Here is a 24486-nt window from a genome sequence, read left to right as displayed (position 1 = left end):
GCGATCCAGTGCAAGCCGTGAATGGTAGCATGAACCGCATGTCCGTACCTGCATCGGGCGCCCCCCGCGCCAAACCGGGCGTGGCGGCCCTCGCCGACCAGTGCGTGATGTGCGGCCTGTGCCTGCCGCACTGCCCGACCTACCGCCTGGAGCGGACCGAAGCGGAGTCCCCGCGCGGGCGGATCGCGCTCGCGCGGGCGCTGGCCGAGGGGCGGCTCGCGCCGGACGCGGCCGCGGTCGCCCATCTCGACCACTGCCTCGGCTGCCTGTCGTGCCAGAAGGTCTGTCCCTCGCAGGTGCGCTACGACGACCTGCTCGTGCAGACCCGGGCCGCGCTCGTCGCCGCGGCGCCGCCGAGCCGCCTGCGCCGCTGGCTGCATGCGCCGCGCCGGCTGCGCGCGCTCGCGTGGTTCGGCGCCGCGGTGCACGCGCCGCGCTGGCTGCCGCGGCTCGCGCGCCTGCTGCCGCGCGGCTCACGCTGGCGTCGCATCGGCGAGACCGTTCCCGCGGCGCCACGGCGGCGCGCGATCGCGGCGCCACCCGCCCCTGCGACCGGGTGCGCGATCGCGCTGTTCCGCGGCTGCGTCGGCAGCGTCTACGAGGCCGACACGCTCGCCGCCGCGCGCACCCTGCTCGAAGCAGCCGGCCATCGCGTGATCGAGGTCGACCACCACTGCTGTGGCGCGCTGTCGCGGCACGGCGGGTTCGTCGACGACGCCGCACGCGAAGCCGCGGCGACGCGCGAGGCCTTGCTGGGTACGCACGCCGAGGTCGTGCTCGGCTGCAGCAGCGGCTGCCACGGCGACCTGCGCGACGAAGTCGCCGCGGGCACGCCGCTCGCGGCGCCCGACATCCACGCATTCCTCGCGGCCGATGCGGCGTTTGCCGCGCTGCGCTTCCGGCCGCTGCAGTGCCGCGCTGCGTTGCACCTGCCGTGCACCCAGGTCAACGTCGCCGGCGCGCTCGCCGCGATCCGCGCGCTGCTCGCGCGCGTGCCGCAGCTCGTCGTGCTCGAGCTGCCCGAGCAGCCGCGCTGCTGCGGTGCCGCCGGCAGCTACTTCATCGAACATCCGTCGTTCGCCGACCGGCTGCGGGCGGAGAAGCTCGACCAGGCCGTCACGCTCGAGCCCGACCTGCTGCTGACGACCAACATCGGCTGCCGCATCCACCTCGGCAATGGGCTGCGTGAACGCGGCGGCGCACCGCCGGTAGTGCATCCGCTCGCGCTGCTCGCGGCGCAACTCGATGCCGGAGCACCGACGTGACGCCGTCATTGGCTGCAATGGCCGTTTCGCCCGACAATGGCGCCATGATCGAACGATCGCTGTCGCCGCTGGATCGCCTGCTCGTCGAGATCGGGCGTGCGCTCGAGACCGTGAGCGTGCCGAAACCGGCCGCCGCGCAGCCCTCGCCCGCGGGCGGCCTCGCCGACCCTGCGTTCGACGAGCGCGCGCGCCGCCATGCGGCCGGGCTCATGCGCGTGAACCACGTCGGCGAAGTCTGTGCGCAGGCGCTCTACTTCGGCCAGGCCGCGGTCGCGCGCGAAGCGCCGCTGCGCCGGCAGATGCTCGCCGCCGCGGCGGAGGAAACCGACCACCTCGCCTGGTGCGGCGAACGGCTGGAGGAACTCGCGAGCCGGCCGAGCCTGCTCAATCCGGTCTGGTACGCGGGTGCGTGGGCGATCGGCGCGGGGGCGGGCCTGGTCGGCGATCGCGTCAGCCTCGGCTTCGTCGTCGAGACCGAGCGCCAGGTCGAAGCCCACCTCGGCGAACACCTCGAGACGCTGCCCGAAGGCGACGCGCGCAGCCGCGCGATCGTGCGGCGCATGAAGGACGACGAGGCGCGCCACGCCGAGCACGCGCTCGCCGCGGGCGCGATCACCCTGCCCGCGCCGATCCCGGCGCTGATGCGCTTCGCCTCGAACGTGATGAAGGCGGTCGCGTACCGCGTGTGACGCACGACGCCGGCCGCGCCGGCGCCGCCACGCTCACATCAGGTTGCGGCCGTGGAACAGTTCCTCGATCTCGCGCTTGAGCAGCTGCTCGATGCGCTGGCGTTCCTTGAACGAGAGATCGTCGGCGTTCGCCTCGAACAGGTAGGTGTCGAGGTCGAAGTCCTTCACGTGCATCTTCGTGTGGAAGATGTTTTCCTGGTACACGTTGACGTCGAACATCTCGTATTTCTGACGGATGTGCTTGGCCAGGTAATCCTGGATCGAGTTGATCTTGTGGTCGATGTAGTGCTTGCGACCCTTCACGTCGCGCGTGAAACCGCGCACGCGGTAGTCCATCGTGACGATGTCCGACTCGAAGCTGTCGATGAGGTAGTTCAACGCGCGCAGCGGCGAGATGACGCCGCAGGTGGCCACGTCGATGTCGGCGCGGAAGGTCGCGATGCCGTTGTGCGGGTGCGTCTCCGGGTAGGTGTGCACCGTGATGTGGCTCTTGTCCAGGTGCGCGACCACGGCGTCGGAGATGACGTCCTTGCCGAGCTTGTCGACCACCGGGTGCTCGGAGATCAGGATCGTCACCGACGCGCCCTGCGGGTCGTAGTCCTGGCGCGCGATGTTGAGGATGTTCGCGCCGATGATCTCCGCGACGTCCGTGAGGATCTGCGTGAGGCGATCGGAGTCGTACTGTTCGTCGATGTACTCGATGTAACGCCGGCGCTGGTCTTCCGACACCGCATAGCAGATGTCGTAGATGTTGAAGCTGAGCGCCTTGGTCAGGTTGTTGAAACCCTGCAGCTGCAGGCGCGGGATCGGTTTGACCACGGCGTACTACCTCGAAACGTCGAAAACGAACGAAGGGGCCGCCGCGGAGTCCGCGGCGCCCCGCCAAGGGGGCGGATTATGGGCCAAGCGCCAGCACGATGAAACCGGATTCCACGCCGCCGCCACGGCGTTTCGCACCCGTCCATCCTTCCCGTGTCGCCCACGCGCGACACAATTTGCAATAAGATGAATCATCCGGCCCCCGGCGGGCTCGCAAACGCATGTAACCCCGTGCGTTCCGCCATGGCCCAGCACGACCGCCACGGGCCTGCCCCCGTGCGGAGGGGACCCAATGGAAGCGCAAGGCAAGATCGCCGATTTCCGTTACAACCTGCAGCGCGAGGTCAACCGCGTCCAGGCGCCCGCGATGCTCACGCCCGACCGTGCCGCGATGGAGCGGTTCCTCGGCGCCTGCCATCGACGCCGCTACGCGAGCAAGACCGCGATCATCCGCCCGGGCGACTCGGCCAACATCCTCTACTACGTCATCGACGGCTCGCTCACCGTCTCGTCCGAGGACGAGGAAGGCCGCGAGCTGATCCTCGCCTACCTCAACCGGGGCGAGTTCATCGGTGAAATGGGGCTGTTCGTCGAAACCCCAAGGCGCGAGGTCATGGTGCGCACGCGCACGCCGTGCGAGCTGGCCGAGATCGGCTACGAGCGCATGTTCAACCTGTTCGAGGGGCCGCTGCGCGACGAGTGCCCGAAGATCCTGTTCGCGATCGGCTCGCAGCTGACCAACCGGCTGCTGCACACCTCGCGCAAGGTCAGCCGGCTCGCCTTCATGGACGTGACCGGTCGCGTCGCCAAGACCCTGCTCGACCTCATCGACGAGCCCGACGCGATGACCCACCCGAAGGGCAAGCAGATCCGCATCTCGCGCCAGGAGATCAGCCGCATCGTCGGCTGCTCGCGCGAGATGGTCGGACGCGTGCTCAAGCAGCTCGAGGAACAGGGCATGATCGAGGTGTCGGGCAAGACGATCGTCGTCGTCGGCACGCACTGACGCCGCGCGCGACGACGCCATGAGCTCGCGCGATCCGCGCGTCGACGCCTACATCGGTGCGGCCGCTCCGTTCGCGCGGCCGATCCTCGAGCACCTGCGCGAATGCGTGCACGCGGCCTGCCCGGCCGCGCAGGAAACGATCAAGTGGAGCTCGCCGCACTTCACCTACGGTGGTCGCCTGCTGTGCAACATGGCTGCGTTCAAGCAGCACGTCGCGTTCGGCTTCTGGCTCGGCGACCGCGTCGCCGACAGCGCCAAGGCGGCCGATGCGATGGGCCAGTTCGGGCGTATCGAGCGGCTCGCGGACCTGCCGTCGAAACGCGCGCTCGCGGCGCTCGTGAAGAAGGCGATGGCGCTCGGCGACGCCGGCGCGACGCGCGCGGCCGCGCGCGGGACCCGGCCGCGACCACCCGCGGACGTACCCGACGACCTCGCCGCGGCGCTCGCGAAGAACCACAAGGCACGCGAGACCTTCGAGCGCTTCAGCAACAGCGATCGACGCGAGTACATCGAGTGGATCACCGAGGCGAAGCGCGAGGCGACGCGCGCGCAACGCCTCGCCACCACGCTCGAATGGCTCGCCCAGGGCAAACCGCGCAACTGGAAGTACGGCGCGCGGTGAACTGGATCGCGCTCGTGCGCCTGGGTGAAACCACCCATGCGCCGGCGCGCCCGCACGGCGACAATGCGCGCATGCGAGCGAAATCTTCCCGGACTCTCCCTCGGCTGCTCGGCGCGGCCATGACCGGCGGCTGCGCCCTGGCGGGCGCGGTCGAGACCATCGACGTCAACGGACATGCCGTGCGCGTCGATGCGCAGACGCAGGTCGTCGTCGACGACGCGGTGTTGCCGTCCGGCAGTGCGTTGCCCGACAAGCCCGGCCTGCGCGTCGAGGCACGCTATGCCGCGACCGCCGCACCGCTCGGCGTGCCGGCGGCGGCGACCGTGGTGTTCTCCTACGCGGTGCGCGGCCCGGTCACGTCGGTCGTGCCGCTGCGCGTGCTCGGCCAGGAAGTCACCGTCACCGCCGACACGCGCCTCACGGGCGTGCCCGGCGGCGCGATCGGCAACGTCGCGCTCGGCGACCATCTCGACGTGAGCGGCTACGTCGACGCCAACGCGAGCCTGCTCGCCTCGTTCGTCGAATACCTGCCGACGCCGACGCCGCGCTGGCTGCTGTCCGGCTACGTGGACGCCGCGAACGGCGACGAAATCTCGATCGGCCCGCAACGCGTGAGCGTCGCCGGCGTCACGCCGATCGACTGCGGCGGTAGCGTCGCGGCAGGGCAGTACGTCCAGATCCGGGCTGACGCGATCCCCGGCTTCGACGCTGCGAGCGTGCTCGACAGCGTGACGCGCCTCGCCTGCGCCACGCCGATGCCGGTCGGCACGCCGGGCGCGCTCGGCGCGCTCACCGGCCTCGTCGGCGTGGTCGACGCGAGCAGTTTCACGTTCGGGCCGTACACGGTCAGCTACGACGCGAGCACCGAGTTCCGCTACGGCAGCGCGGAGGATCTCGTCGCCGGCGCGGCGATCGAAGTCGACGGCGTGTTCGGTGCCGGCGGCGCGTTCGCGGCGCAAGGCATCCAGTTCGACGCACCGATGATCCGCCTCGAAGGCCCGGTCGATCCCGCCGACGTGCAGGCCGGTGCAGACGGCACGGTCACCCTGCTCGGCAACACCGTGCGCCGCGCGGCGCAGTTGCGCGACGAGGACGGGATCTACGCGAGCGGCATCGGCCAGCCGGCCCAGGTCGAACTGCGCGGCTATCTCGATCGCGTCGGCCAGCGCTGGGCGACGCGCGCGCGCCTGCGCGGCGCGCCCGATCCGGCCGACGCGCGCGCGGGCGGTCCGGTCGAAAGCGTCGCGCGTCCGCTGATGTCCGTGCTCGGGCTCACGCTCGACGCGACCGGCGCGACGTTCGAAGATCCGGCCGGCAATGCGATCGACGCCGACGCGTTCTTCGCCGGCGCCGTGCCCGGCGCACTCGTCGAGCAGAGCGGCGCGTGGAACGGCGTCGACACGCTCGCCGGCGGGGTGGTCGCGCTGATCGCGCCACTCGACCCGCCGCCGGCCGACGCGCCGCGCATGCTCGTCGTCGGCACGCTGCGCGCGGGCGACGCGCTGTTCGCCGACGGTTTCGACTGAGCCGGTCGCCGCGCGTACAGGCGGCGCATGCGAGACTGCGGCGAATGCTTGCGCGCCGGAGGGCGCCGATGACCCGCCACGTTCCTGCGCGCCGCGTCGATGCGGCGAGCGAAAGCCTCGGCGAACGCCTCACGCGCGCCGTGCTCGACATCGCCGGCCACGTGCCCGGCAGCGACGAGCACGCGAGCCGCACGCCCGACGATCGCGCACGCGCGATCGCCTCTGCCGCGGCGAACAAGGCCGCGCTCGCCGCCGGCTCGCTCGCATTGCCGCCCGGCCCGCTCGGCTGGCTGACGATCGTGCCCGAACTCGTCGCGATCTGGCGCATCCAGCGCCAGATGGTCGCCGACATCGCGGGCGTCTACGGCGTCGGCGCCGACCTCACGCGCTCGCACATGCTGTACTGCCTGTTCCGCCACGCGGCCGCGCAGGCGCTGCGCGACGTCGGCGTGCAGGTCGGCGCACGTCTGCTGATCCAGGACGTGCCGCTGCGCCTGATCGAGAAGGTCGCCGCGAAGATCGGGCTGAGCCTGTCCAAGCGCCTCGTCGGTCGTGGCATCACGCGCTGGCTGCCCGTGGTCGGCGCGCTCGGCGTCGGCGCCTACGCGTACTACGACACCGGCCAGGTCGCGCGCACCGCGATCACGCTGTTCTCGGGCGACGCGACGCCGGCGCCGCGCCGTGCGCGCAGCCTGCGCGCAAAGGCCGCGCGCTGACGACTCACGCCGGCGGGTCGAAGCCGTCGCGGAAGACGAGGTCGTACTGCACCACGTCGACGTCGCTCGCGCTGTCGTCGCCGGGACTCGCGTTCGCGTAGCCGGGCGGGACCTGCGCGCTCGCCGAAACGCCGACGCTCGACGGCGCATCCGCGCGCACGTACGCGTCGACGACGTAGGTCGCGACGCCGCCGCTCGCGAGGTCCGCGACATCGTCGATGTCGCCGCTGCCGCCCGCTCCGCACGACGAACCCGGTGTCGCGCTGCAGCTCCAGCCCACGTCGTCGAGTCCGGCCGTTGCGAGCGAAGCCACCGCGACGCCCGCGAGCGCGTTGACGCCCGCGTCGGCGAGCGTGATCGTCCATGCGTGCCGCCGACCGGTGAGCACCACGGTCGCTCCGTCGTCGAGCGCGAGCGAGAGATCCGCCGGCGCGACGAAGCTCGCGACGAGGGTCGATGCACCGGCCGCGGCGACGTGCGCGAGATGGTCCGCGGCGCCGCCGTCGGACCATGACGCGAACGCGTACTGCGTCCCGGCCAGCGACTGCGGACTCGGTGCGGCGACGGCGAAATTCGCATTGACGATGACCGTGTGCGCCGACGGCGACGCCGACGGCGCGCCCCCGTCGAACGCGAGCGCGAGCCCGGCCGGATCCGAGGCGAGCGTGACCTGCGCGGTCAGCGGGAAGATCGACACCTCCCGGGTGTCGGTGAGGCCGCCGCTGTCGGTGCCGGTGAGCACGATGCGCAAGTACGCAGGGAACGCCGCATCCGGAGCGGTGAACGCGGTCGATGCGCCGCTGAAGCCGCCGAGCAACGATTCGCTGCAGCCGGTGAAATCCGGGGCCAGGCAATCCTCGCGGTAGACCTGCCAGGCGAGCGCGGCGTCCGGCAACGTGCCCTGCTCGGCGTCGCTGCTCGTCGCCGCGAGCGCGACCGCGTCGCCGCTCGCCCATGCCAGGCTCGACGCGGGGCTCGTGATCGCCACGCTCGGCGCGGCGTTGCCGACCGTGATGCGCATGCGCGCGACGTCGACGCCGCCGTGGTTGTCGGATACCTGCATGGCGACGTCGTGCGTGCCGTCAGCGGCGTAGAACCGGCTCGCGTCGACCGCGGTGCCGTCGTCGAACACGCCGTCGCCGTCGAGATCCCACGCGTAGGCGAGCACGTCGCCCGCGTTCGCATCGACGCTGTTCGCCGCGCTGAACGCGACGGTGCGTGGCGCGCCGCCCGCGACCGAACCCGCGGCGAGCGCGACGGCGGCCGACGGCGCGACGTTCGTGCAGCCGCCGCCGCAGTAGGACAGGCGCGAGATCTTGCCGGTGTTGATGTTGGCGAAGAACACGTCGCCGCCGGGCCCCGTGCCCAGATGCACGGCCGTCGCATTGCCTCCGCCGTAGAACGCGGTCGCGCCGCTGTCCGCGGGCGCATCGGGAATGCCGTCCGCGTTCGCGTCGACGAACGGGATGTTGAAGATGATCGTGCGGCTGTTGTCGGCGAAGAACAGCGAATCGTGGTACTGCGGCGGATAGCTCGTGCCGGTGTAGAACGCGAGCCCGGTGATGTCGGAGCTGCCCGAGTGCACGTAGGTGTACCACGGGGGCGACTGGCGCGTGCGTCCGCCGGTATCGCCCGCCGCGTACAGCGCCGTGCAGATCGGGCCGCTGAAGCCCGCGTGATGGCCGCGGCCTTCGTAGCACGGCCAGCCGAAGTTCTGCAGCACGGGGTTCGGCTGCGACGGATCGGGAATGCGGTTGATCTCTTCCCAGGTGTTCTCGCCGACGTCGCCGACCCAGACTTCGCCCGTGCCGGGGCGGAGCGTGAAGCGGAACGGATTGCGCAGGCCGTAGGCGACGATGCGCCGCGCATTCGCCTGCGGATCGGTGGCGAGTGGGTTGCCGGGCGCGCCGGCGCCGGTCGCCGGATCGATGCGGATGATCGCGCCGTCGAGCCAGATGTCGTGGCCGGCCGCGTTGTACTGCGCCTCGATCTCGAGGCCTTGCGAACGCAGCGAGCCGCCGTGGTTGGTCGCCGGGTCGGTTGGATTGCCGGGGTTGAGCGGCGAGCGCTGGTCGGGCCAGGAGGGATTGCCCCATTGCCCGTAATCGTGGCCGTTGAAGCTCGCGCCGTCGCCACCGCCCGCGTACAGGTAGCCGTCCGGACCGAACGCGATCGTGCCGATCGAATGACTCGGGAACTGCTGGTACCAGTCCTCGACGAGGACCTGTTCGTCGCCGGCGACGCCGCCGCTCACCGTGAGGCGAGAAACACGCGCGCCGATCACGCAACCGCCGCCGTTGGTGGTGTCGCCCGGCGGGCTCGGGCAATAGTCGGTGCCACCGTTGACGCCGCACAGGTCGCCGGGCGCGCAGCTGGGCCAGCGCGGCACCCACGGCACCGGATCGCTGCCCGGGAACAAGCCGCCGTTGTAGGCGTATTGCACGTAGACGTAGGGCATTTCCGGAAAGCCGGGATCGAGCGCGAAGCCGAGCAGGCCGCGGTCCCAGTTGTCGTGCACGCGATCGCGCAGGTCGGCGAACACCTGCGGATTCACGTCGAGCAGGTTCTGGTAGACCCAGACCAGGCCGCTCTTCTCGGGTACGAACACGCGGCCGTCGTGGGCGAAGAACACGCCGACCGGCAAGGTCCGGTTGGCGATCGGGTCGGTGCGGCGGAAACCCGCGGGCAGCGACTGGCCGAGCGCCGGCACCACGACCAGGGCGAGCAGGCCGGCGACGAGGGTCCGCACGATTCCTCCTGGCATGGCTCCCCCGCCCCTGGTCGCTTCAAAGTGTGATTTGCGTCACACTTTACGCCGCCCCCGGGCGCTCCGCCACGCCGTCGGAGCGCGGTCGGAGGTGCGCTGCGGTAGGCCTTCGGGCGTCGTCCGGGCCCGGTCGGGTAAAGTAGCCGTATGTATCTTGAGTATTACGGCCTGCGCGAGCCGCCGTTCTCGATCACCCCGGATCCCCGCTACGTCTTCCTGTCCGAACGGCACCGGGACGCGCTCGCGCACCTGCTCTACGGCATCGGCAAGGGTGGCAGCGGCGGCTTCGTCCAGCTCACCGGCGAGGTCGGCACCGGCAAGACGACCTTGTGCCGGTTGCTGCTCGAGCAACTGCCCGAGAACACGCGCATCGCGCTCGTTCTCAATCCGAAACTGTCGCCGGTCGAACTCGTCGAGACGGTCTGCGAGGAGCTCAAGCTGCCGATCGAGGGCAAGCGCGGCAGCCTGAAGGCGCTCACCGACACGCTCAATGCATTCCTGCTCGACGCCTACGCGCAAGGCCTGCGCGTGGTGCTGATCGTCGACGAGGCGCAGAACCTGTCGACCGAATCGCTCGAGCAGGTGCGCCTGCTCACCAACCTCGAGACGCCGACGCAGAAGCTGCTGCAGATCATCCTGCTCGGCCAGCCGGAACTGCGCGAGATGCTCGAGCGGCCCGAGCTGCGCCAGCTCGCACAGCGCATCACGGCGCGCTACCACCTCACGCCGCTCGACGCCGCCGAAACCGAAACCTACGTGCGCCATCGCATGGCCGTCGCCGGCTGCATGCGCATCCCGTTCTCGCGACTCGGCATGAAGGCGCTGTACCAGCGCTCGGGCGGCATCCCGCGCCTGGTCAACATCATCGCCGACCGCGCGCTGATGGCTGGCTACGCGCGCGAGCAGGACGGCATCGGCGAACGCCTCGTCGATCGCGCCGCGGACGAGACGCTGCCCGGCCACGCGCGCTACTGGTTCCGTCGCTACGGCGTCTGGGCCGCCGCGGCGTTGCTCGTGCTCGCCGCGGGCGCGGGTGCGTGGTGGTGGCAGCAGCGGCCGGAGCCGCCGAAATTCATACCCGCCGCACCGGCGGTCGCTGCGCCAACGCCGGTCGACGCCGAAGCGACGCGCCTCGACGCGCGCCTCGCCGAGAAGCCCGAGACCGAACTGACCGCGTTCACGCAGCTGCTCGCGCGCTGGCAGGTCGACGCCGACTCGGTGTCCGTGCGCGAAGCGAGCCGCTGCGCGCCGATCGTCGCACCCGGCATCGCCTGCCTGCGTGGCCACGCCGCGCTCGACCAGCTGCTGCGCTTCGATCGGCCGTTGATCCTGCTGCTCGGCAAGGGCGATCATCCCGCGCACGCGTTGCTGCAGGGCGTCGGCAAGCGGCGCGTCCGCCTCGATCTCGCGGGTGCGCGTTACGAACTCGAGCGCGATTCGTTGTCAAAGTTCTGGAACGGCGATTTCGTCGTGCTCTGGCGGCTGCCGGCGGACATCCCGGCGACGCTCGAGCGCGGCGCGAGCGGCAGCGGCGTCGCGTGGGCGACGGAGCGCATGAAGACGTTCGACGGCGGCGCCGGGGCGGCCACGCCGGCGACGTTCGATGCGGCGTTCGAGGAGCGCGTACGCAAGCTGCAGCAAGCCTATGGCATCAAGGCCGACGGAATCATCGGCCCGGAAACCCTGTTCGCGCTGTCGGCGCTGGACGACGCCGGGCCGCACCTGGCCCGTACCGTGGAATGAACCCGCAACGCGAACGCAGTCGGAACCCCTCATGTCGTTGATCCTCGAAGCCCTGAAGAAATCGGAACAGCAGCGCCGGCTCGGCGAGATGCCGACGCTCGGCACGCCGGCGCCGATGAGCCGCCGGCGCCGCAGCGTGCGGCCCGTGTTGACCGGTCTCATCGTCGTCGCGCTCGGCGCCGGCTGGTGGTTCATGCGCACGCCACACACGCCGCCCACCGACGAAGCGAAGCCCGCCGCCGCGGCACCCGCCGTCGATCCGACCGCAGCGACGACGCCCGCGGCACCGCCGCGCGCCGCGCGCGCCGAAACGAAACCGCCGGCCGCGCGAACGGTCGCTCCGCCAGCGGCCACTGCGCCCGTGGTCGTGCCGATGCCGACGACGGACCGTCCCGGCGCGGTCACGCCGCCGCCGAACGCGGCGCTGGTAGGAACGCCTGCCGCTCCGGCGAAACCCGTGACGCCACCCGCTTCCACGGCGACGGCGAGCGCTCCCGCTGGGAAGTCGACCGCACCGAAGGCGAGCGCGGACGCGAAACCCACGCCCGCAGCAAAACCGGGAGGCGACAAGGCGAGCGCGGCTCAGGCGAATCCCGCGGCACGCGATGCGAAAACCGCCACACCGGACACGAAGGCGCCGGCGCCTGCGGACACGAAATCGGTCGCGGACGCGAAGGCCGATGCCAAGCCGGTGCCGCCGAAACCCGCCGCGCCGGCCCTGCCGAGCGTGTGGGAGTTGCCGTACGGCACGCGCAAGGAGTTGCCCGACCTCAAGCTCACGATGCACGTCTACTCGAGTGTGCCGGCCGAGCGTTTCATCGTCATCGAAGGCGCGCGCCATGTCGAAGGCGACGACCTCGGCAACGGCGTCGTGCTGCACGAGATCAGCCCCGACGGCATGGTGCTCGACTTCAAGGGCCAGCGCTTCCTGTATCCGCGCGACGGGCGCTGACGCGGGCGACCGACCGGCATGTTCGTGCACCTGCCGAGTTCGCGCCGCGCCGGCCCGCCATGGGCGACCCTGCTCATCGTCGCCGCCTGCGTGGCGACGTTCCTCTGGCTCGTGACCTTGCCGCCGGCGGAGCGCCTCGCGACGCTGTCGCGTTGGGGCACGGTGCCCTCCACCCTGCTCGATCCGCACGCGCCGTGGCTGCAGCAGTTGCTCGAGCTGCGCGCGGCGCGCCTCGTCACGGCGATCTTCATCCACGCCGACTGGTTGCACCTGACCGGCAACCTGCTGTTCCTCGTCGTGTTCGGCGTGTCCGCCGAACGCGCGCTCGGCTCGCCGCGCTTCCTCGCGATGTTCGTCACCGGCGGCGCACTCGCCAACCTCGTCGGCGCGTTCACGCTGGCCGGCACGAGCGCGCCGATCATCGGTTCGAGCGGCGCGGTGTCCGCGGTGGTCGGCGCCTATCTCGCACTGTTCCCGCGCGCGCGCCTCGGCCTCGTGCTGCCGCTCGGCGTGTTCCTAGAATTCGTACGCATCCCCGCGCCGCTGCTGATCGGCTTCTGGGCGGCGCTGCAGCTGTTGTTCACCTACGTCGGCCCGGCGTTCGGCGCGGTGGCCTGGTGGACGCACATCGCGGGCTTCGTGATCGGCATCCTGCTCGCGCTGATGTCGCGTCCGGCGATCGCGCGGCGCCTGCGACGTTAGTCGATGCCGGGGAAAGGGCGTCCTGCCCTTTCCATCTTGGATCGCCGCTCGATGCCGCCGCCGCGGATCGACGGGGCTGCGACGCTACAATCGCCCGCATGCGCAAGACGAAACTCTACAAGGTCTGCTTCCTGTCGCAAGGCAAGAGCATCGAGCTCTATGCCCGCCACGTCGCGTCGAGCCACCTGTGGGGGTTCACCGAGATCGGCGACCTCGTGTTCGACGCGCCGGGCGAAGGGCTCGTCGTCGATCCGAGCGAGGAGCGCCTGCGCGAGGAGTTCAAGGACACGACCATGCTGCACGTGCCGATGCACGCGATCGTGCGCATCGAGGAGGTCGCACGCCGCGGCGCCGCCGCGATCCGCGACGCCGCCAGCGGCGACAAGATCATGCCGTTCCCGCTCGCACCACCGCGCGCGAAATAGCAAGGCGCGATCGGCCGCGGCGGCGCCACCTCACGCATCCGGTCGCAACACGCCGAAGCTGCGCAGGTTCTCGCGGAACATCGCCTCGTATTCGGCGCGGAACGCGACCGTCGCCTCCTCGGGTGTCTGCTGCAACAGCTGGCTGCGGTTGACCCATTGGAACGCGTTGAAGCGCGCGGCGGCGAACAGGATCGCCGCGCTCACGCGCGACTGCGGAAAACGCTGGCCGAATTCGTTGGCCTGCGCGACGAAGCGGTCGACCAGTTCGAAGAACTGGTCTTCGGTGATGTCCTGCGGGGTATTCATCGCGACTCCGTGGGCGAATCCCGCGCGACCACCGTCCTGCCGGTCGTCCGGGTCGGCGCATCCGGACAGCCCCGGAGCGCCAGCGTGATCGAACGCACGGCCTGCCGGCGACGGCACGTCCTGTGCCGCCGGACCTCGACGTCGTTCGAGGTCCCCGATGCGCGAAGCCGCGTATGGTCCGCCGCCGGCGGCGTCAATGCAATGCCGAGCCGAAGCGCGTGAAGCGCGGTTGCCAGTGGTCGACGATGTCGGCCGAGACGAGGATGCGCTCGGCCCGCGCGATGAGCTTCTCGCGCGGCACGAAGCCGATGTAGCGCGAGTCCTCGCTGTTGTCGCGGTTGTCGCCGAGCATGAGGTACTGGTCGGCCGGCACGGTGACAGGGCCGAAGCTCGAGCGCGCGGCGCTGCCGGGCAGCCACTGCACGACGCGCTCGGAACCCGCGACGGCCTCGCGTTCGCGGTCGGCGGCAATGCCGTGCTGGCCGACGTGCGCGGGCGATTCGCGTCCGAGCGGCTCGTAGCGCGCTTCCTCGCCGTTGACGAGCAGACGGTTGTCGCGCATCTGGACCGTGTCGCCCGGCAGCGCGACCACGCGCTTGATCAGGCGCGTGCCGTCCTGCGGCGAGGAGAACGTGACGATGTCGCCACGGCGCGGATCGTCGAGTCGCGCGAGCACCGTGTCGGAGAACGGCAGGCGCACGTCGTAGGCGAGCCGGTTCACGAGCACGACGTCGCCCTCGAGGATGGTCGGGCGCATCGATGCGGTCGGCACCGGGTTCCAGTCGGCGACCGCGCTGCGGAACACGCCGAGCAGGAGCAGGAACGCGATGATGCGGCGGTTCGCGTGCAGCCAATTCTTCATGGTTCGCTCACTCGGCGAGGATGGACGGGGGATCCGTGGAATCTCCGACCGGGCGAGACCCGGCGACGGCGATCATGGTTCCATGGCGCCAGGCGATCCAGGCGCCGACCGCGCACAGGACGACGGCGACGGCGAGCACGGTGGCGAGCCGCGCCGCGTAGGGCAATGCGGCGTAGTGGAGGGACCAGACGTTCACGGCGACCCCGGTCAGTACGGCGAGCGCCGTGATTCCGTACGGCGCACGCAACCATGCCTTGCCGCCGCAGCGCGTGCACGTCCATGCCCGCGACGGATCCTGGTGTCGCCATGCACGCGACACACGCTCACCGCAATGAGGGCAATACGGACCGGTCGCGACAGCCACCGCGAAACTCAGCCCTTGCCCGCGGGGCTCGGCGATGCATGCACGCTGCGCAACGCAAGCGCCTTCAGCGCATTGAGCGCCTCGTTGAGCGCGTAGTCCTGCTGCAGGTCGCGGTTCGCGGCCGGCGGCGTCTCGACCGCATTGCCTTCGTTCGCGCCCTTGAGGTGGTTGCGCAGGTCGCGTTCGCCGACGATCGGCGACGGCTCGGCGTCGCGCTGGCTCAGCGCGAGGTCGGCGAGCGCGATGTCCGGCTGGATGCCTGCGGCCTGGATCGAGATGTCGTTCGGCGTGTAGTAGCGCGCGGTGGTCAGCTTGACCGCATGCTCCGCGTCGAGCGGGAGAACGGTCTGCACCGATCCCTTGCCGAACGTGCGCCGCCCCATGAGCAGCGCGCGGTGGTTGTCCTTCAATGCGCCCGCGACGATTTCCGCGGCCGACGCGGTGCCGTTGTCGACGAGCACGACCATCGGCGCGCCGGCGAGAAGGTCGCCCGGCGTCGCGCGGAACGTCATCTCCGAATCCTTGACGCGACCGCGCGTGCTCACGATCACGCCGCCGTCCAGGAACTCGTCGCCGACTTCGATCGCCGCGGTGAGCAGCCCCCCCGGATTGCTGCGCAGGTCGAGCACCGCGCCGCGCAGCGGCGCCTTGTTCTCGGCGGCGAGGCGTTCGATGCGCTTGCGCAGTTGCGCACCGGTCTCGGCCTGGAACTGGCTGATGCGCAGGTACGCGTAGCCGGGCTCGAGCAGGCGACCGTTCGCGCTCGCGACGCGGATCACTTCGCGCTTGAGCGGGATGTCGACCGGCAGCGTCTGCTTCTCGTGCAGCACGCTGAGCGTGATCGGCGAGCCGGGTTTGCCGCGCAACTGCGCGATCGCACCGTCGAGATCGTCCGACTGCACCGGCTTGCCGTCGATGCGCACGATCGTGTCGCCGGCCTTGATGCCGGCGCGCTCCGCCGGCGAATCGTCGATCGGCGCGATCACCTTGAGGCTGCCGTCGACCTGCAGGACTTCGATGCCGAGGCCGGCGTAGCTGCCGGTGGTGTCTTCGGTCAGGTCCTCCATCTGTTCCTTGCCGAGGTATTCGCTGTGCGGATCGAGGCCGCCGAGCAGGCCGCGGATCGCCGCCTGCATGAGCCGGTGGTCGTCGACGTCGTCGACGTACGCCTGCTTGACGAGGCTGTAGACCGCCGTGAACGCGCGGATGTCGGCGAGGTCGAGCGGCGCATTCTTCTCGGCCGCCGCCGGCGTCGCGGGCGTCTTGGCGTCGATCGGCGCCTTCGCGTCGACGGGCGCCTTGTCGGCCGGCGGCTCGTCGGCGAACGCCGACGCGCACGCGCACAGGAACAGGAAGGTGGACAACAAACGCTTGGACATCGGGTCGGACCTCACGGGTGAACGACGAACGGCGCGCGGGCCGCTCCACCACGAAGACATGCCGCCGCGACCGTTCGAGCACAAGCCGCGGCGGGCGCGCGTGCGACACGGAAGCCAGTGTAGTCCCGCGACGCATCGCCCGCGTTGCTGTGGACCGCAAATCCCGCGAAACGTTCAGCTAGCGCAGCCAGCCGCGCGGGTCGACGGCCTGCCCCTTCGCGCGCAGCTCGAAGTAGAGCCCGGCCGCCTTCTGCCCACCGCTCGCGCCGCTGGTCGCGATCGTCTCGCCGGCGTCGACCCAGTCGCCGACGTCCTTTAGCAGGGTCTCGTTGCAGCCGTAGAGGCTCAGGTAGCCGTCGCCGTGGTCGACGATGAGCATGAGGCCGTAGCCGCGCAGCCAGTCGGCGAACGCGACCCGCCCGTGCGAGATCGCGTGCACGGGACTGCCGGTCTTCGCCGCGAGCAGCAGCCCGCTGCTACGCCGGCCCGACTCGTCGGCGGCGCCGAACGCGGTGACGACCTTGCCCTGCAGCGGCCACGCCAGACGGCCGCGCTGCGTCGCGAACGCCTCGGCCCCGGCGAGCTGCTTGGGGATGTCCGCGAACACGTCGCGCAGGCGCTCGAGCAGGTTGCCGAGTTCCGCTTCGTTGCGACCGAGCGCGGCGAGGCGGGCGGCCTGGTCCTTCAGCTTCGCCTCGAGCTGCGCGAGCAGTTCGGCGCGCGCCGCGCGCTCGCCGTCGAGCTTGGCGCCTTCGGCCGCGCGCGCGTCGCGCGACGCGGCGAGTTCGGCGCTCGCGCCGCGGATCTGCGCCTGCACGTCGGCGAGGCGGCGCAGGTCGCCGAGCAGGCGTTCGATCTGCTCGACCTGCGCGCGCTGGAAATAGCGGTGGTAGGCGAGCACGCGCGAGATCGCGGCGACGTCGTCCTGTTGCAGCAGCAGCTTGAGTTCCTCGCCATGGCCGAGCGCGTAGGCCGAGCGCAGCAGGCCGCCGAGCGCCTCGCGCTGGGTCGCGAGCGTGCGATCGAGCCCGGCCTTCTCGGCGTCGAGTTCGTCCAGGCGCGTCTGTTGCGCGGCGACCTTCGCGTCGAGCGCCCGCACGTCCTTCGCCACCGCGGCGAGCGCGAGCTCCTTGTCGCGCAGCGCGCGCGCGGCATCGTCGCGTTCACCGCCGGCCGCGCGCTGCTGCTCGGCGAGCGCCTTGAGCTCGGCGCGCACGGCGTCGAGCTTCTTCTTCGTTTCCTGCTCCTGCGCCGCGCGCTGCGGGTCGGGCGCTTCCTCCGCGCGCGCGTGCGCCGCGCCGGCGAGCAGCGCCGCCGCGACGCCGGCGAGCAGGAACGGACTCAGGCGCGGCGCCACTCAGGCGAATTCGACGAGGCTGCGCCCGCTCATCTCGACCGGCTGCGGCAGGCCCATGAGGGCGAGCACGCTCGGCGCGAGATCGCGCAGCGCGCCGTGATGCAGGCGCGCCTTGCGGCCGACGTAGACGAGCGGCACCGGGCCGACCGTGTGCTGCGTGTGCGGCACGCCGTTCTCGTCGAGCATCTGCTCGAGGTTGCCATGGTCGGCGCTGACCAGCATCTCGCCGCCGGCCGCGCGGATCGCCGCGACGAGCCGGCCGAGCGCGACGTCGACCGCCTCGGCCGCCTTGATCGCGGCCGCCTCGACGCCGGTGTGGCCGACCATGTCGGGATTGGCGATGTTGCAGGCGATGAAGTCGTAGCGACCGGAGCCGATCGCCTCGACGAGGCGGTCGGTGAGTTCGGGGCAGCTCATCTCCGGCTGCAGGTCGTAGGTGGCGACCTTCGGGCTCGGCACCAGGATGCGGTCCTCGCCCGCGAACGGTTCCTCGCGACCGCCCGAGAAGAAGAACGTCACGTGCGCGTACTTCTCCGTCTCGGCGATGCGCAACTGGGTCAGGCCCTGCGCGGCGAGGTATTCGCCGAGCGTGTCGCGCATCGATTGCGGCGGCCACGCGACCGCGGTCGCGGCGAGCCCCTGCTCGTACTCGGTCAGGGTCACGAACGCCGACAGGCGCGGCGCGTGCACGCGCGGGAAGCCGTCGAAATCGGCGTCGACGAACGCGTGCGACAGCTCGCGCGCGCGGTCGGCGCGGAAGTTCATGAACACGATCGCGTCGCCGTCGGCGACGCGCGCACCGCCGTCGACGACGGTCGGCTTGACGAACTCGTCGTTCTCGCCGCGCGCGTAGGCGTCGCGCAGTGCGGCCGCGGCGTCGATCGCGTGGTACTCGGCGACCGCTTCGGCGATCGCGCTCCACGCGAGGCGCACGCGATCCCAGCGATGATCGCGGTCCATCGCGTAGTAGCGGCCGCTCACCGTCGCGATGCGCGTGTTGCCGAGCGCGCTGCACTTCGCCGCGAGCGCCTCGATGCTCGGTGCGGCGCTGCGCGGAGGCGTGTCGCGCCCGTCGAGGAACGCGTGCACCGCGACGCGCGCGACGCCGCGGCGCGCGGCGAGGTCGAGCATCGCGAAGATGTGCCGCTCGTGGCTGTGCACGCCGCCGGGCGACAGCAGGCCGAACACGTGCAGCGTGCCGCCACCGAGGCGCGCGGCGTCGCAGGCGCCGACCAGTGCCGCGTTCGCGCCGAACGAGCCGTCGGCGATCGCCGCGTCGATGCGCGTAAGGTCCTGGTAGACGATCCGCCCCGAACCGATGTTCATGTGGCCGACTTCCGAATTGCCCATCTGGCCGTCCGGCAGGCCGACGTGCTCGCCGTGCGTGTCGACCAGGGTGTGCGGGCATTCGGCGAGCAGGCGCCGCCAGTTCGGGCAATCGGCCATGGCGATCGCGTTGTGCGCGGTTTCGGCGCGGTAGCCCCACCCGTCGAGGATCAGCAGCAGGATCGGCTTGGGTCGTGACACGTGGCACATTCCATGGCGAAGGCAGGCGCCAATGCTAACGGAACGCCGCCCGCGACGCGTTTCAACCTTTCCGACCGGCGACGCATCCAAACACCCGACCGTACCGACCCTGGAGACCGCCATGCACTGCAAGACCGCGCTGTCCCTCGCCCTCGCCTCGCTGTTCGTCGCCGCCGGTGCCTCCGCGCGCGGCGTCGACGTCGACAAGGTGAACGGCTCCATCCACATCGAAAGCGACCAGCAGGCCGGCTCGCTGAGCACGGTCAACGGCTCGATCCGCGTCGACGGCGGCGGCAGCGCGACCAAGGTGTCGACCGTCAACGGCGGCATCGACCTCGGCGACCGCGCGACCGCGGAATCGCTCGAGACCGTCAACGGCGGCATCGACCTCGGCGCCGGCGCGCGGGTCAGCGGCACGGTCGGCACCGTCAACGGCGGCGTGCGCCTCGGCAAGGGCGCCGAGATCGCCGGCCATGCCTCGAACGTCAACGGCCGCTACGTGCTCGACGCCGCGCACATCGGCGGCGGTATCGAGACGGTCAGCGGCGACATCGAGATCGGCGCCGACTCGCGCGTCGAGGGCGGCATCCTCGTCGACAAGCCGCACGGCTGGTCGTGGGGCAAGCAGCGCAACCCGCGCATCGTGATCGGCCCGCACGCGATCGTCGAAGGCACGCTCGAATTCCGCCGCGAAGTCGACCTGTTCGTCAGCAACACCGCGAAGGTCGGCACGATCACGGGCGCGAAGGCGCAGGCCTTCTCCGGCGACAGCCCGTAAGCCGCGGAAAAAAAACCCACGCCGCTGACGACGGCGTGGGTCAAGGCTTGCCTAGGAGGGGATCGCCCCGTCCCTGGGGCGAAAGACGGCATCCACTGCGGCGCCAAGGTTGCGCGGGCGCCGTCGCAGATCCTGCGACACCCCGCATCGGCTTGCATGGCCGCGGCGGAATGCGCAGGATGCGCGCGTCCTTCGACTCGCGCGTGCCGCCATGCCGCTGCTCCTGCTCGCCTCGTTCGCGCTGACGATCCTCTGCGCCATCCACGTCGTGCGCAGCGGCCGGCCGCTGTACTGGATCTGGCTGCTGCTGATCGGCTCCTACCCCGCGGTGGCCGTGTACGTGTTCGTCGCCGTGCTGCCGGACCTGCGCAACGACCCGCGCGGCCGCACCGCGGCCCGGCACGTACTCGAGAAGATCGACCCGGAGCGTCGGCGCCGCGCGATCCGCGAGCGCCTCGAACTCGCCGACACGACCGACAACCGCCGCGCGCTCGCCGAGGAATGCCTGCGCCTGCGCGACTACCGCAACGCCGCCGAGCTGTACGAATCGATCCTCAAGGGCATGTACGCGGCCGAGCCGCTGTTCATGCTCGGCCTCGCCGAGGCGCAGGCCGGCAATGGCGACTTCGCCGCCGCGCGCACCACGCTCGATGCACTGATGCGGGCCAACCCGGGCTTCCGTTCGACCGACGGCCACCTGCTCTACGCGCGCTGTCTGGAGGAACTCGGCGAGCACGACGCCGCGCTCGCCGAGTACGAAGTGCTCGCGCGCAGCTACCCGGGCGAGCAGGCGCGCTACCGCTACGCGAACCTGCTGCGCCGGCGCGCACGCGTCGCCGAGGCGCGCACGGTCCTGCAAGACATGCTCAAGCGCGCGCGTCTCGCGCCGCGCTACTACCGCCGCAAGGAGCGCGAATGGCTCGATGCGGCGAAACGCGAACTCGGTTCGCTCGAGGCGGGCTGAACCGAGCCGGGAAGCACGTCAGCGCTTCTGCCTTTTCGCGAGTGCCTTCTCGATACCCGCCTGCGTGAGCGGGTGGTAGCCCGGCTTCGCCTTCGCGTAGACGCCGCGCGCGAACGCGAGGCCATCCGGCGTCTTCGCGAGTTCCTCGTACAGCGGCAGGACCAGGTAACGCCGGCCGATGCGCGACATGTACGCGGCCATCTGGTCGCGCGCGGGGCGGTAGTCGGCGCGGATCGCGGCGAGGTACCAGCGCCGCGCGATCTCCGCGTTCGCCGCGCCGGTGAGGTGCCAGGCCGCGTCGAACTCGGCGAGCTGCGCCGTCTTCAGCGGCTTCGGCAGGCCGTCGAGGAAGTACATCCATTCCTGCGTGTTCCAGCCCTTCGCGTCGAGATCGGCCGCCTTGCGCGTGCCGGCGAGCCATTCGCCGCGCTGCCTGGCGATCGAGGCGAAACGCTCCGACGTCGGCACCGTCGCGTCGGCCGGGATGCCCGGCTGCTCGATCCACGCCTTGACCTCGGCGAGGCTCATCTTGCCCGGGTACTTCGCGAGCAGGTTCGGCTCGAGGTAGGCGAGCATCTGTTCGGTGGTGATGCTCTGGAACGCGAAGTGGTCGAAGTAGCCGCGCAGGTACGCATCGAACGCGTCGCGGCCGAACTTCGCCTCGAGCGTGCGCAGCAGCCACGCGCCCTTGGTGTAGGCGAAGTCGGAGCCGGCGTCGTCGGCATCGCGCGCGTCGAAGTCGGGCACGAGGCGCTGGTCCGGCTTCGGCATCTCGGCGATCTCGCCGCGCAGTTCGTCGGCGGCAAGGATGAATTCCTCGTCGGCCTGCGCCTTGCCGTAGACGGCTTCGACGATGCGGTTCTCGACGTAGGTCGTGAAGCCCTCGTTGAGCCACATGTGCTTCCACGCCGCGTTGGTGACGAGGTTGCCGGACCACGAGTGGGCGAGTTCGTGCGCGACGAGCGAGACGAGGCTCTTGTCGCCGACGAGCACCGTCGGCGTCGCGAACGTGAGGCGCGGGTTCTCCATGCCGCCGAACGGGAAGCTCGGTGGCAGCACGAGGATGTCGTAGCGGCCCCAGCGGTACGGGCCGTACAGCTTTTCGGTCGTCTCGATCATCTTCTCGGTGTCGGCGAATTCCTTCGCCGCCGCATCGACCACCGACGGCTCGGCGTAGACCGCGCTGCGCGGACCCGTCTCGCGCACCGCGATGTCGCCGACCGCGATCGCGAGCAGGTACGACGGGATCGGCTTGTCCATCGTGAAGCGGAAGTCGCCGTCGAGCGCGTGCTTGACGTCGTTGTCCGCGCTCATGACCACGCGCAGCGCCTTCGGCGCGCGCACGTGCGCGGTGTAGGTGAAGCGCACCGACGGCGTGTCCTGCAGCGGCACCCAGCTGCGCGCATGGATCGATTCGGACTGCGAGAACATGAACGGATGCTGCTTGCCTGCGGTCTGCGCCGGCGTCATCCACTGCAGGCCCGACGCCTGCGGCGCACTGCGGTACCGGATGCGCACGCTCGCGGCCGGCTGCTCGAGGCGGATGCGCAGCGCCGAGCCGCGGATCGCGTCGCGCTGGTCGAGGGCGAAACCGAGCACGCGCGCCGGACTACCGGCCGCCTGCGCCTCGACGCCGTCGATGGTCAGGTCGCGCGTGTCGAGCACGAGCGTGCGCGCGGCCGGATCGTGCCAGTCGAGCTGCAGCTCGACGGTGCCCGCGAGCTCGCGCTTGTCGAAATCGACGTCGAGGTCGAGCGCGACCGCGCGCACGGTCACCGCATCGGTGTTCGCATAGCTGTGCGGATCGGCCGCCGCGGCATCGACCGCGAGCAGCAGCAGGGGCAGGACGAGCAGGCGCGACAGGGTGCACACGGGACTACCTCGATGGCGGGCGACGGCGGCCGAATGCGGGATTGTCGCCGAAATCACGGCGCCGTTCGCGCTGCGCCGCGCGAACGGCGCGGACGGTGCCGCGACGCGGACAACGCACCGCCGCGGCGGGCGCGAGGGCGGCCCGGACACGCCGCGCTCGGCGCGTCCGGCAGCGTGCTGCGCTCAGTGCACGGCGGCGAGCGCGTGGTCGTAGAAGCGGTCGAGGTCGGCCTTGAACTGCTTCAGCGCATCGACGTTGAGGTAGACCATGTGCCCGGACGGGTAGTAGGTGAACGTCACGTTGCCACGCAACGACGCGTCGAGCTGCATGTGCGAGATGTCGTACTCGGTCGCGAAGAACGGCGTCGCGAGGTCGAACCAGCCGTTCGCCGACAGCACCTGCAGCTTGGGGTTCTCGCGCATCGCGCGGGCGAGGTCGGCGGCGACGTACGGCACGCGCTGCGGGAAGCGCGAACCGTCCTGCGCGTGCTTCCAGTCCCAGTCGCGGATGATGTCGGGACCGGTGCGCACGTACGGCGTGTCGCTGCTCCACTTCAACGTGTCTTCGACGTAGTGGTTGAACGCGCCGATGTAGGCGCCGGTGATCGCGGTCGAGGACGGATCGAACTCGGGGTTCTCGCCCGCGGCGTCGAGGTCGATGCCTTCGTAGCGGCCGTCGTAGCGGCCGAGCGTGCGCCGCTCGTCGCGCAGCAGCTCCTTGCGGAAGCGGCTCTGGTTCACGCGCAGGTTCGCCTCCTTGAGGTACTGCGCCGACAGGCCGGTGTAACGCGCGAGTTTCGCCGCCATCGCGTCGAGCTCGACCGGCGACAGGTTCTGTCCCTTCGCGAGCGCAGTCGCGTACTCGCCCGCGGCGAACGCGCGCGCCTCGTCGAGGAACGCGTGCAGGTCGGCCGGCTTGTTCGGCACCTTGTCGTGGTACCACGCGATCGCGGCGAGCGTCGGCAGCGCACCGACGTAGGTCTGGTCGAGGCCGGGCGAATTCGCACCGTAGTTGAGGATCGACGACAGCAGCACGACGCCGTTGAACGCCATGCCGTCGTTCTGCAGCTTGTTGACGAGGCCGGCCGAGCGCGTCGTGCCGTACGACTCGCCAAACAGGAACTTCGGCGCGTTCCAGCGGTGGTTGATCGTCACGTAGCGCGTGATCGCCTTGGCGAACGCGTCGAGGTCCTGGTCGACGCCCCAGAAGTCCTTGCCCTTGCCCTTGCCGACCGGCGTCGAGAAGCCGGTGCCGACCGCGTCGATGAAGACGAGGTCGCTGCGGTCGATGAGGCTGTAGGCGTTCGGCACGAGCCGGTACGGCGGCGGCGCGGTCGCTTGTGCGCTCGCCGATTCGACGCGCACCGGCGCGACCGAGCCCATGTGCAGCCACACGCTCGGCGAACCCGGGCCGCCGTTGTAGAAGAACGTGACGGGGCGTTCGCCCGCGCCGCGCGCGGCATCGGCGGTGTAAGCGACGTAGAACACGCTCGCGTTCGGCTTGTTGTCCTTGTCGTGGATGAGCACGTTGCCCGCGGTCGCCGTGTAGCGCACCGCGCGGCCGCCGACGTCGACGCTGCCGTGCGACACCGCGGTCTTCTCGGGCGGCACCGGTTTCTCGTCCTTCTTCGCCGACTTCGCGTCCTTGTCGGCGGATTCGGCGTCCTTGTCGTCCTCGGCCGCATGCACGGCGAGCGAGAACACGAGCAGCAGCGAGGCGAGCAGCGCCCCGAACGGTTTGCGACGCATCACGGGAACCCCTGGCTGGCCAACACGGAGCGCGCAGCCTGCGCCCGTGCCCACCGCGCCGCCCGTGACGAAAGTGCCGGTCCGGTGTAAACGCGG

22 protein-coding genes are annotated in these 24486 nt (G+C 70.8%); 12 read left to right on the top strand and 10 right to left on the bottom strand.

Translation table 11 applies throughout. The features are described from left to right. Positions 1-29 precede the first annotated feature (29 nt). Both FHW12_RS09925 and coq7 read left to right on the top strand, forming a co-directional pair. Entirely contained in the window at positions 30-1265 is a 1236-nt protein-coding gene (locus FHW12_RS09925) for a (Fe-S)-binding protein (RefSeq protein ID WP_182530831.1), read from the top strand. A gap of 44 nt (positions 1266-1309) precedes the next feature. Further along, positions 1310-1954, top strand: coding sequence for a 2-polyprenyl-3-methyl-6-methoxy-1,4-benzoquinone monooxygenase (gene coq7, locus FHW12_RS09920; protein ID WP_182530830.1), 645 nt, complete (start codon positions 1310-1312; stop codon positions 1952-1954). Positions 1955-1987: 33 nt separating this feature from the next. Here the strand turns inward: coq7 and speD are convergent, their stop codons facing one another. Next, the gene (speD, locus tag FHW12_RS09915; protein ID WP_182530829.1) at positions 1988-2773 is read right to left on the bottom strand and encodes an adenosylmethionine decarboxylase; all 786 of its coding nucleotides are present in this window, start codon (positions 2771-2773) and stop codon (positions 1988-1990) included. Between the two features lie 391 nt (positions 2774-3164). On the opposite strand from speD, the gene crp reads away from it, so the two are divergent. The 4 genes from crp (at position 3165) to FHW12_RS09895 (ending at position 6643) form a co-directional block, all read left to right on the top strand. Further along, positions 3165-3779: a cAMP-activated global transcriptional regulator CRP gene (crp, locus tag FHW12_RS09910; RefSeq protein WP_414650076.1), complete on the top strand. Its 615-nt coding sequence runs from the start codon at positions 3165-3167 to the stop codon at positions 3777-3779. Positions 3780-3798: 19 nt separating this feature from the next. Then, positions 3799-4401, top strand: a complete 603-nt coding sequence (locus FHW12_RS09905) for a YdeI/OmpD-associated family protein (protein ID WP_182530827.1) — start codon at positions 3799-3801, stop codon at positions 4399-4401. A gap of 119 nt (positions 4402-4520) precedes the next feature. Further along, positions 4521-5927, top strand: a complete 1407-nt coding sequence (locus FHW12_RS09900) for a DUF5666 domain-containing protein (protein WP_182530826.1) — start codon at positions 4521-4523, stop codon at positions 5925-5927. A 68-nt stretch (positions 5928-5995) separates the two neighbouring features. Next, a complete protein-coding gene (locus FHW12_RS09895) occupies positions 5996-6643 on the top strand; it encodes a hypothetical protein (RefSeq protein WP_182530825.1) in 648 nt (215 codons plus the stop codon). 4 nt (positions 6644-6647) lie between these two features. Here FHW12_RS09895 and FHW12_RS09890 read toward each other — a convergent pair whose 3' ends face one another. After that, positions 6648-9392, bottom strand: coding sequence for a PQQ-dependent sugar dehydrogenase (locus FHW12_RS09890; RefSeq protein ID WP_182530824.1), 2745 nt, complete (start codon positions 9390-9392; stop codon positions 6648-6650). Positions 9393-9557: 165 nt separating this feature from the next. On the opposite strand from FHW12_RS09890, the gene FHW12_RS09885 reads away from it, so the two are divergent. The 4 genes from FHW12_RS09885 (at position 9558) to FHW12_RS09870 (ending at position 13232) form a co-directional block, all read left to right on the top strand. Then, entirely contained in the window at positions 9558-11153 is a 1596-nt protein-coding gene (locus FHW12_RS09885) for an ExeA family protein (RefSeq protein ID WP_182530823.1), read from the top strand. Between the two features lie 31 nt (positions 11154-11184). Next, a complete protein-coding gene (locus FHW12_RS09880) occupies positions 11185-12105 on the top strand; it encodes a general secretion pathway protein GspB (protein ID WP_182530822.1) in 921 nt (306 codons plus the stop codon). An 18-nt stretch (positions 12106-12123) separates the two neighbouring features. Then, entirely contained in the window at positions 12124-12807 is a 684-nt protein-coding gene (locus FHW12_RS09875; RefSeq protein WP_182530821.1) for a rhomboid family intramembrane serine protease, read from the top strand. A 98-nt stretch (positions 12808-12905) separates the two neighbouring features. Then, positions 12906-13232, top strand: a complete 327-nt coding sequence (locus tag FHW12_RS09870) for a DUF1820 family protein (protein WP_182530820.1) — start codon at positions 12906-12908, stop codon at positions 13230-13232. Positions 13233-13262: 30 nt separating this feature from the next. Here FHW12_RS09870 and FHW12_RS09865 read toward each other — a convergent pair whose 3' ends face one another. The 6 genes from FHW12_RS09865 to gpmI form a co-directional block, all read right to left on the bottom strand. Continuing rightward, positions 13263-13538, bottom strand: coding sequence for a DUF3144 domain-containing protein (locus tag FHW12_RS09865; protein ID WP_182530819.1), 276 nt, complete (start codon positions 13536-13538; stop codon positions 13263-13265). A 193-nt stretch (positions 13539-13731) separates the two neighbouring features. Continuing rightward, a complete protein-coding gene (gene lepB / locus FHW12_RS09860) occupies positions 13732-14400 on the bottom strand; it encodes a signal peptidase I (RefSeq protein WP_182530818.1) in 669 nt (222 codons plus the stop codon). A gap of 7 nt (positions 14401-14407) precedes the next feature. Then, positions 14408-14596, bottom strand: coding sequence for a hypothetical protein (locus FHW12_RS09855; RefSeq protein ID WP_182530817.1), 189 nt, complete (start codon positions 14594-14596; stop codon positions 14408-14410). Between the two features lie 176 nt (positions 14597-14772). Beyond that, positions 14773-16143 (bottom strand): S41 family peptidase, encoded by a 1371-nt coding sequence (locus FHW12_RS09850; protein WP_182530816.1) that lies wholly within the window; start codon positions 16141-16143, stop codon positions 14773-14775. A gap of 178 nt (positions 16144-16321) precedes the next feature. Continuing rightward, on the bottom strand, positions 16322-17500 hold the full coding sequence (locus FHW12_RS21585; RefSeq protein ID WP_182530815.1) for a peptidoglycan DD-metalloendopeptidase family protein: 1179 nt from the start codon (positions 17498-17500) through the stop codon (positions 16322-16324). Continuing rightward, positions 17501-19036: a 2,3-bisphosphoglycerate-independent phosphoglycerate mutase gene (gene gpmI / locus FHW12_RS09840; RefSeq protein ID WP_182530814.1), complete on the bottom strand. Its 1536-nt coding sequence runs from the start codon at positions 19034-19036 to the stop codon at positions 17501-17503. It lies immediately after the preceding gene. 112 nt (positions 19037-19148) lie between these two features. On the opposite strand from gpmI, the gene FHW12_RS09835 reads away from it, so the two are divergent. Together FHW12_RS09835 and FHW12_RS09830 are read left to right on the top strand one after the other, a co-directional pair. Next, positions 19149-19805, top strand: coding sequence for a hypothetical protein (locus tag FHW12_RS09835; protein WP_182530813.1), 657 nt, complete (start codon positions 19149-19151; stop codon positions 19803-19805). A gap of 211 nt (positions 19806-20016) precedes the next feature. After that, positions 20017-20769: a tetratricopeptide repeat protein gene (locus FHW12_RS09830; protein ID WP_182530812.1), complete on the top strand. Its 753-nt coding sequence runs from the start codon at positions 20017-20019 to the stop codon at positions 20767-20769. Positions 20770-20787: 18 nt separating this feature from the next. On the opposite strand, the gene FHW12_RS09825 is transcribed toward FHW12_RS09830, so the two are convergent. Both FHW12_RS09825 and FHW12_RS09820 read right to left on the bottom strand, forming a co-directional pair. Next, positions 20788-22641, bottom strand: coding sequence for a M1 family metallopeptidase (locus tag FHW12_RS09825; RefSeq protein ID WP_310735204.1), 1854 nt, complete (start codon positions 22639-22641; stop codon positions 20788-20790). A gap of 183 nt (positions 22642-22824) precedes the next feature. Next, the gene (locus FHW12_RS09820) at positions 22825-24390 is read right to left on the bottom strand and encodes a S10 family peptidase (protein ID WP_182530811.1); all 1566 of its coding nucleotides are present in this window, start codon (positions 24388-24390) and stop codon (positions 22825-22827) included. Positions 24391-24486 lie beyond the last annotated feature (96 nt).

This window comes from Dokdonella fugitiva (genome assembly GCF_014138265.1).
Classification (GTDB): domain Bacteria; phylum Pseudomonadota; class Gammaproteobacteria; order Xanthomonadales; family Rhodanobacteraceae; genus Dokdonella_A; species Dokdonella_A fugitiva_A.
This window is presented reverse-complemented; position numbering and strand designations above follow the sequence as displayed.

Excerpts from the sequence above, each read along its gene's own strand:
- FHW12_RS09925 (WP_182530831.1), top strand. The coding sequence starts at position 30 with ATGAACCGCATGTCCGTACCTGCATCGGGCGCCCCCCGCGCCAAACCG.
- coq7 (WP_182530830.1), top strand. The coding sequence starts at position 1,310 with ATGATCGAACGATCGCTGTCGCCGCTGGATCGCCTGCTCGTCGAGATC.
- crp (WP_414650076.1), top strand. The coding sequence starts at position 3,165 with ATGGAGCGGTTCCTCGGCGCCTGCCATCGACGCCGCTACGCGAGCAAG.
- FHW12_RS09905 (WP_182530827.1), top strand. The coding sequence starts at position 3,799 with ATGAGCTCGCGCGATCCGCGCGTCGACGCCTACATCGGTGCGGCCGCT.
- FHW12_RS09900 (WP_182530826.1), top strand. The coding sequence starts at position 4,521 with ATGACCGGCGGCTGCGCCCTGGCGGGCGCGGTCGAGACCATCGACGTC.
- FHW12_RS09895 (WP_182530825.1), top strand. The coding sequence starts at position 5,996 with ATGACCCGCCACGTTCCTGCGCGCCGCGTCGATGCGGCGAGCGAAAGC.
- FHW12_RS09885 (WP_182530823.1), top strand. The coding sequence starts at position 9,558 with ATGTATCTTGAGTATTACGGCCTGCGCGAGCCGCCGTTCTCGATCACC.
- FHW12_RS09880 (WP_182530822.1), top strand. The coding sequence starts at position 11,185 with ATGTCGTTGATCCTCGAAGCCCTGAAGAAATCGGAACAGCAGCGCCGG.
- FHW12_RS09875 (WP_182530821.1), top strand. The coding sequence starts at position 12,124 with ATGTTCGTGCACCTGCCGAGTTCGCGCCGCGCCGGCCCGCCATGGGCG.
- FHW12_RS09870 (WP_182530820.1), top strand. The coding sequence starts at position 12,906 with ATGCGCAAGACGAAACTCTACAAGGTCTGCTTCCTGTCGCAAGGCAAG.
- FHW12_RS09865 (WP_182530819.1), bottom strand. The coding sequence starts at position 13,538 with ATGAATACCCCGCAGGACATCACCGAAGACCAGTTCTTCGAACTGGTC.
- lepB (WP_182530818.1), bottom strand. The coding sequence starts at position 14,400 with ATGAAGAATTGGCTGCACGCGAACCGCCGCATCATCGCGTTCCTGCTC.
- FHW12_RS09850 (WP_182530816.1), bottom strand. The coding sequence starts at position 16,143 with ATGTCCAAGCGTTTGTTGTCCACCTTCCTGTTCCTGTGCGCGTGCGCG.
- gpmI (WP_182530814.1), bottom strand. The coding sequence starts at position 19,036 with ATGTGCCACGTGTCACGACCCAAGCCGATCCTGCTGCTGATCCTCGAC.
- FHW12_RS09835 (WP_182530813.1), top strand. The coding sequence starts at position 19,149 with ATGCACTGCAAGACCGCGCTGTCCCTCGCCCTCGCCTCGCTGTTCGTC.
- FHW12_RS09830 (WP_182530812.1), top strand. The coding sequence starts at position 20,017 with ATGCCGCTGCTCCTGCTCGCCTCGTTCGCGCTGACGATCCTCTGCGCC.
- FHW12_RS09820 (WP_182530811.1), bottom strand. The coding sequence starts at position 24,390 with ATGCGTCGCAAACCGTTCGGGGCGCTGCTCGCCTCGCTGCTGCTCGTG.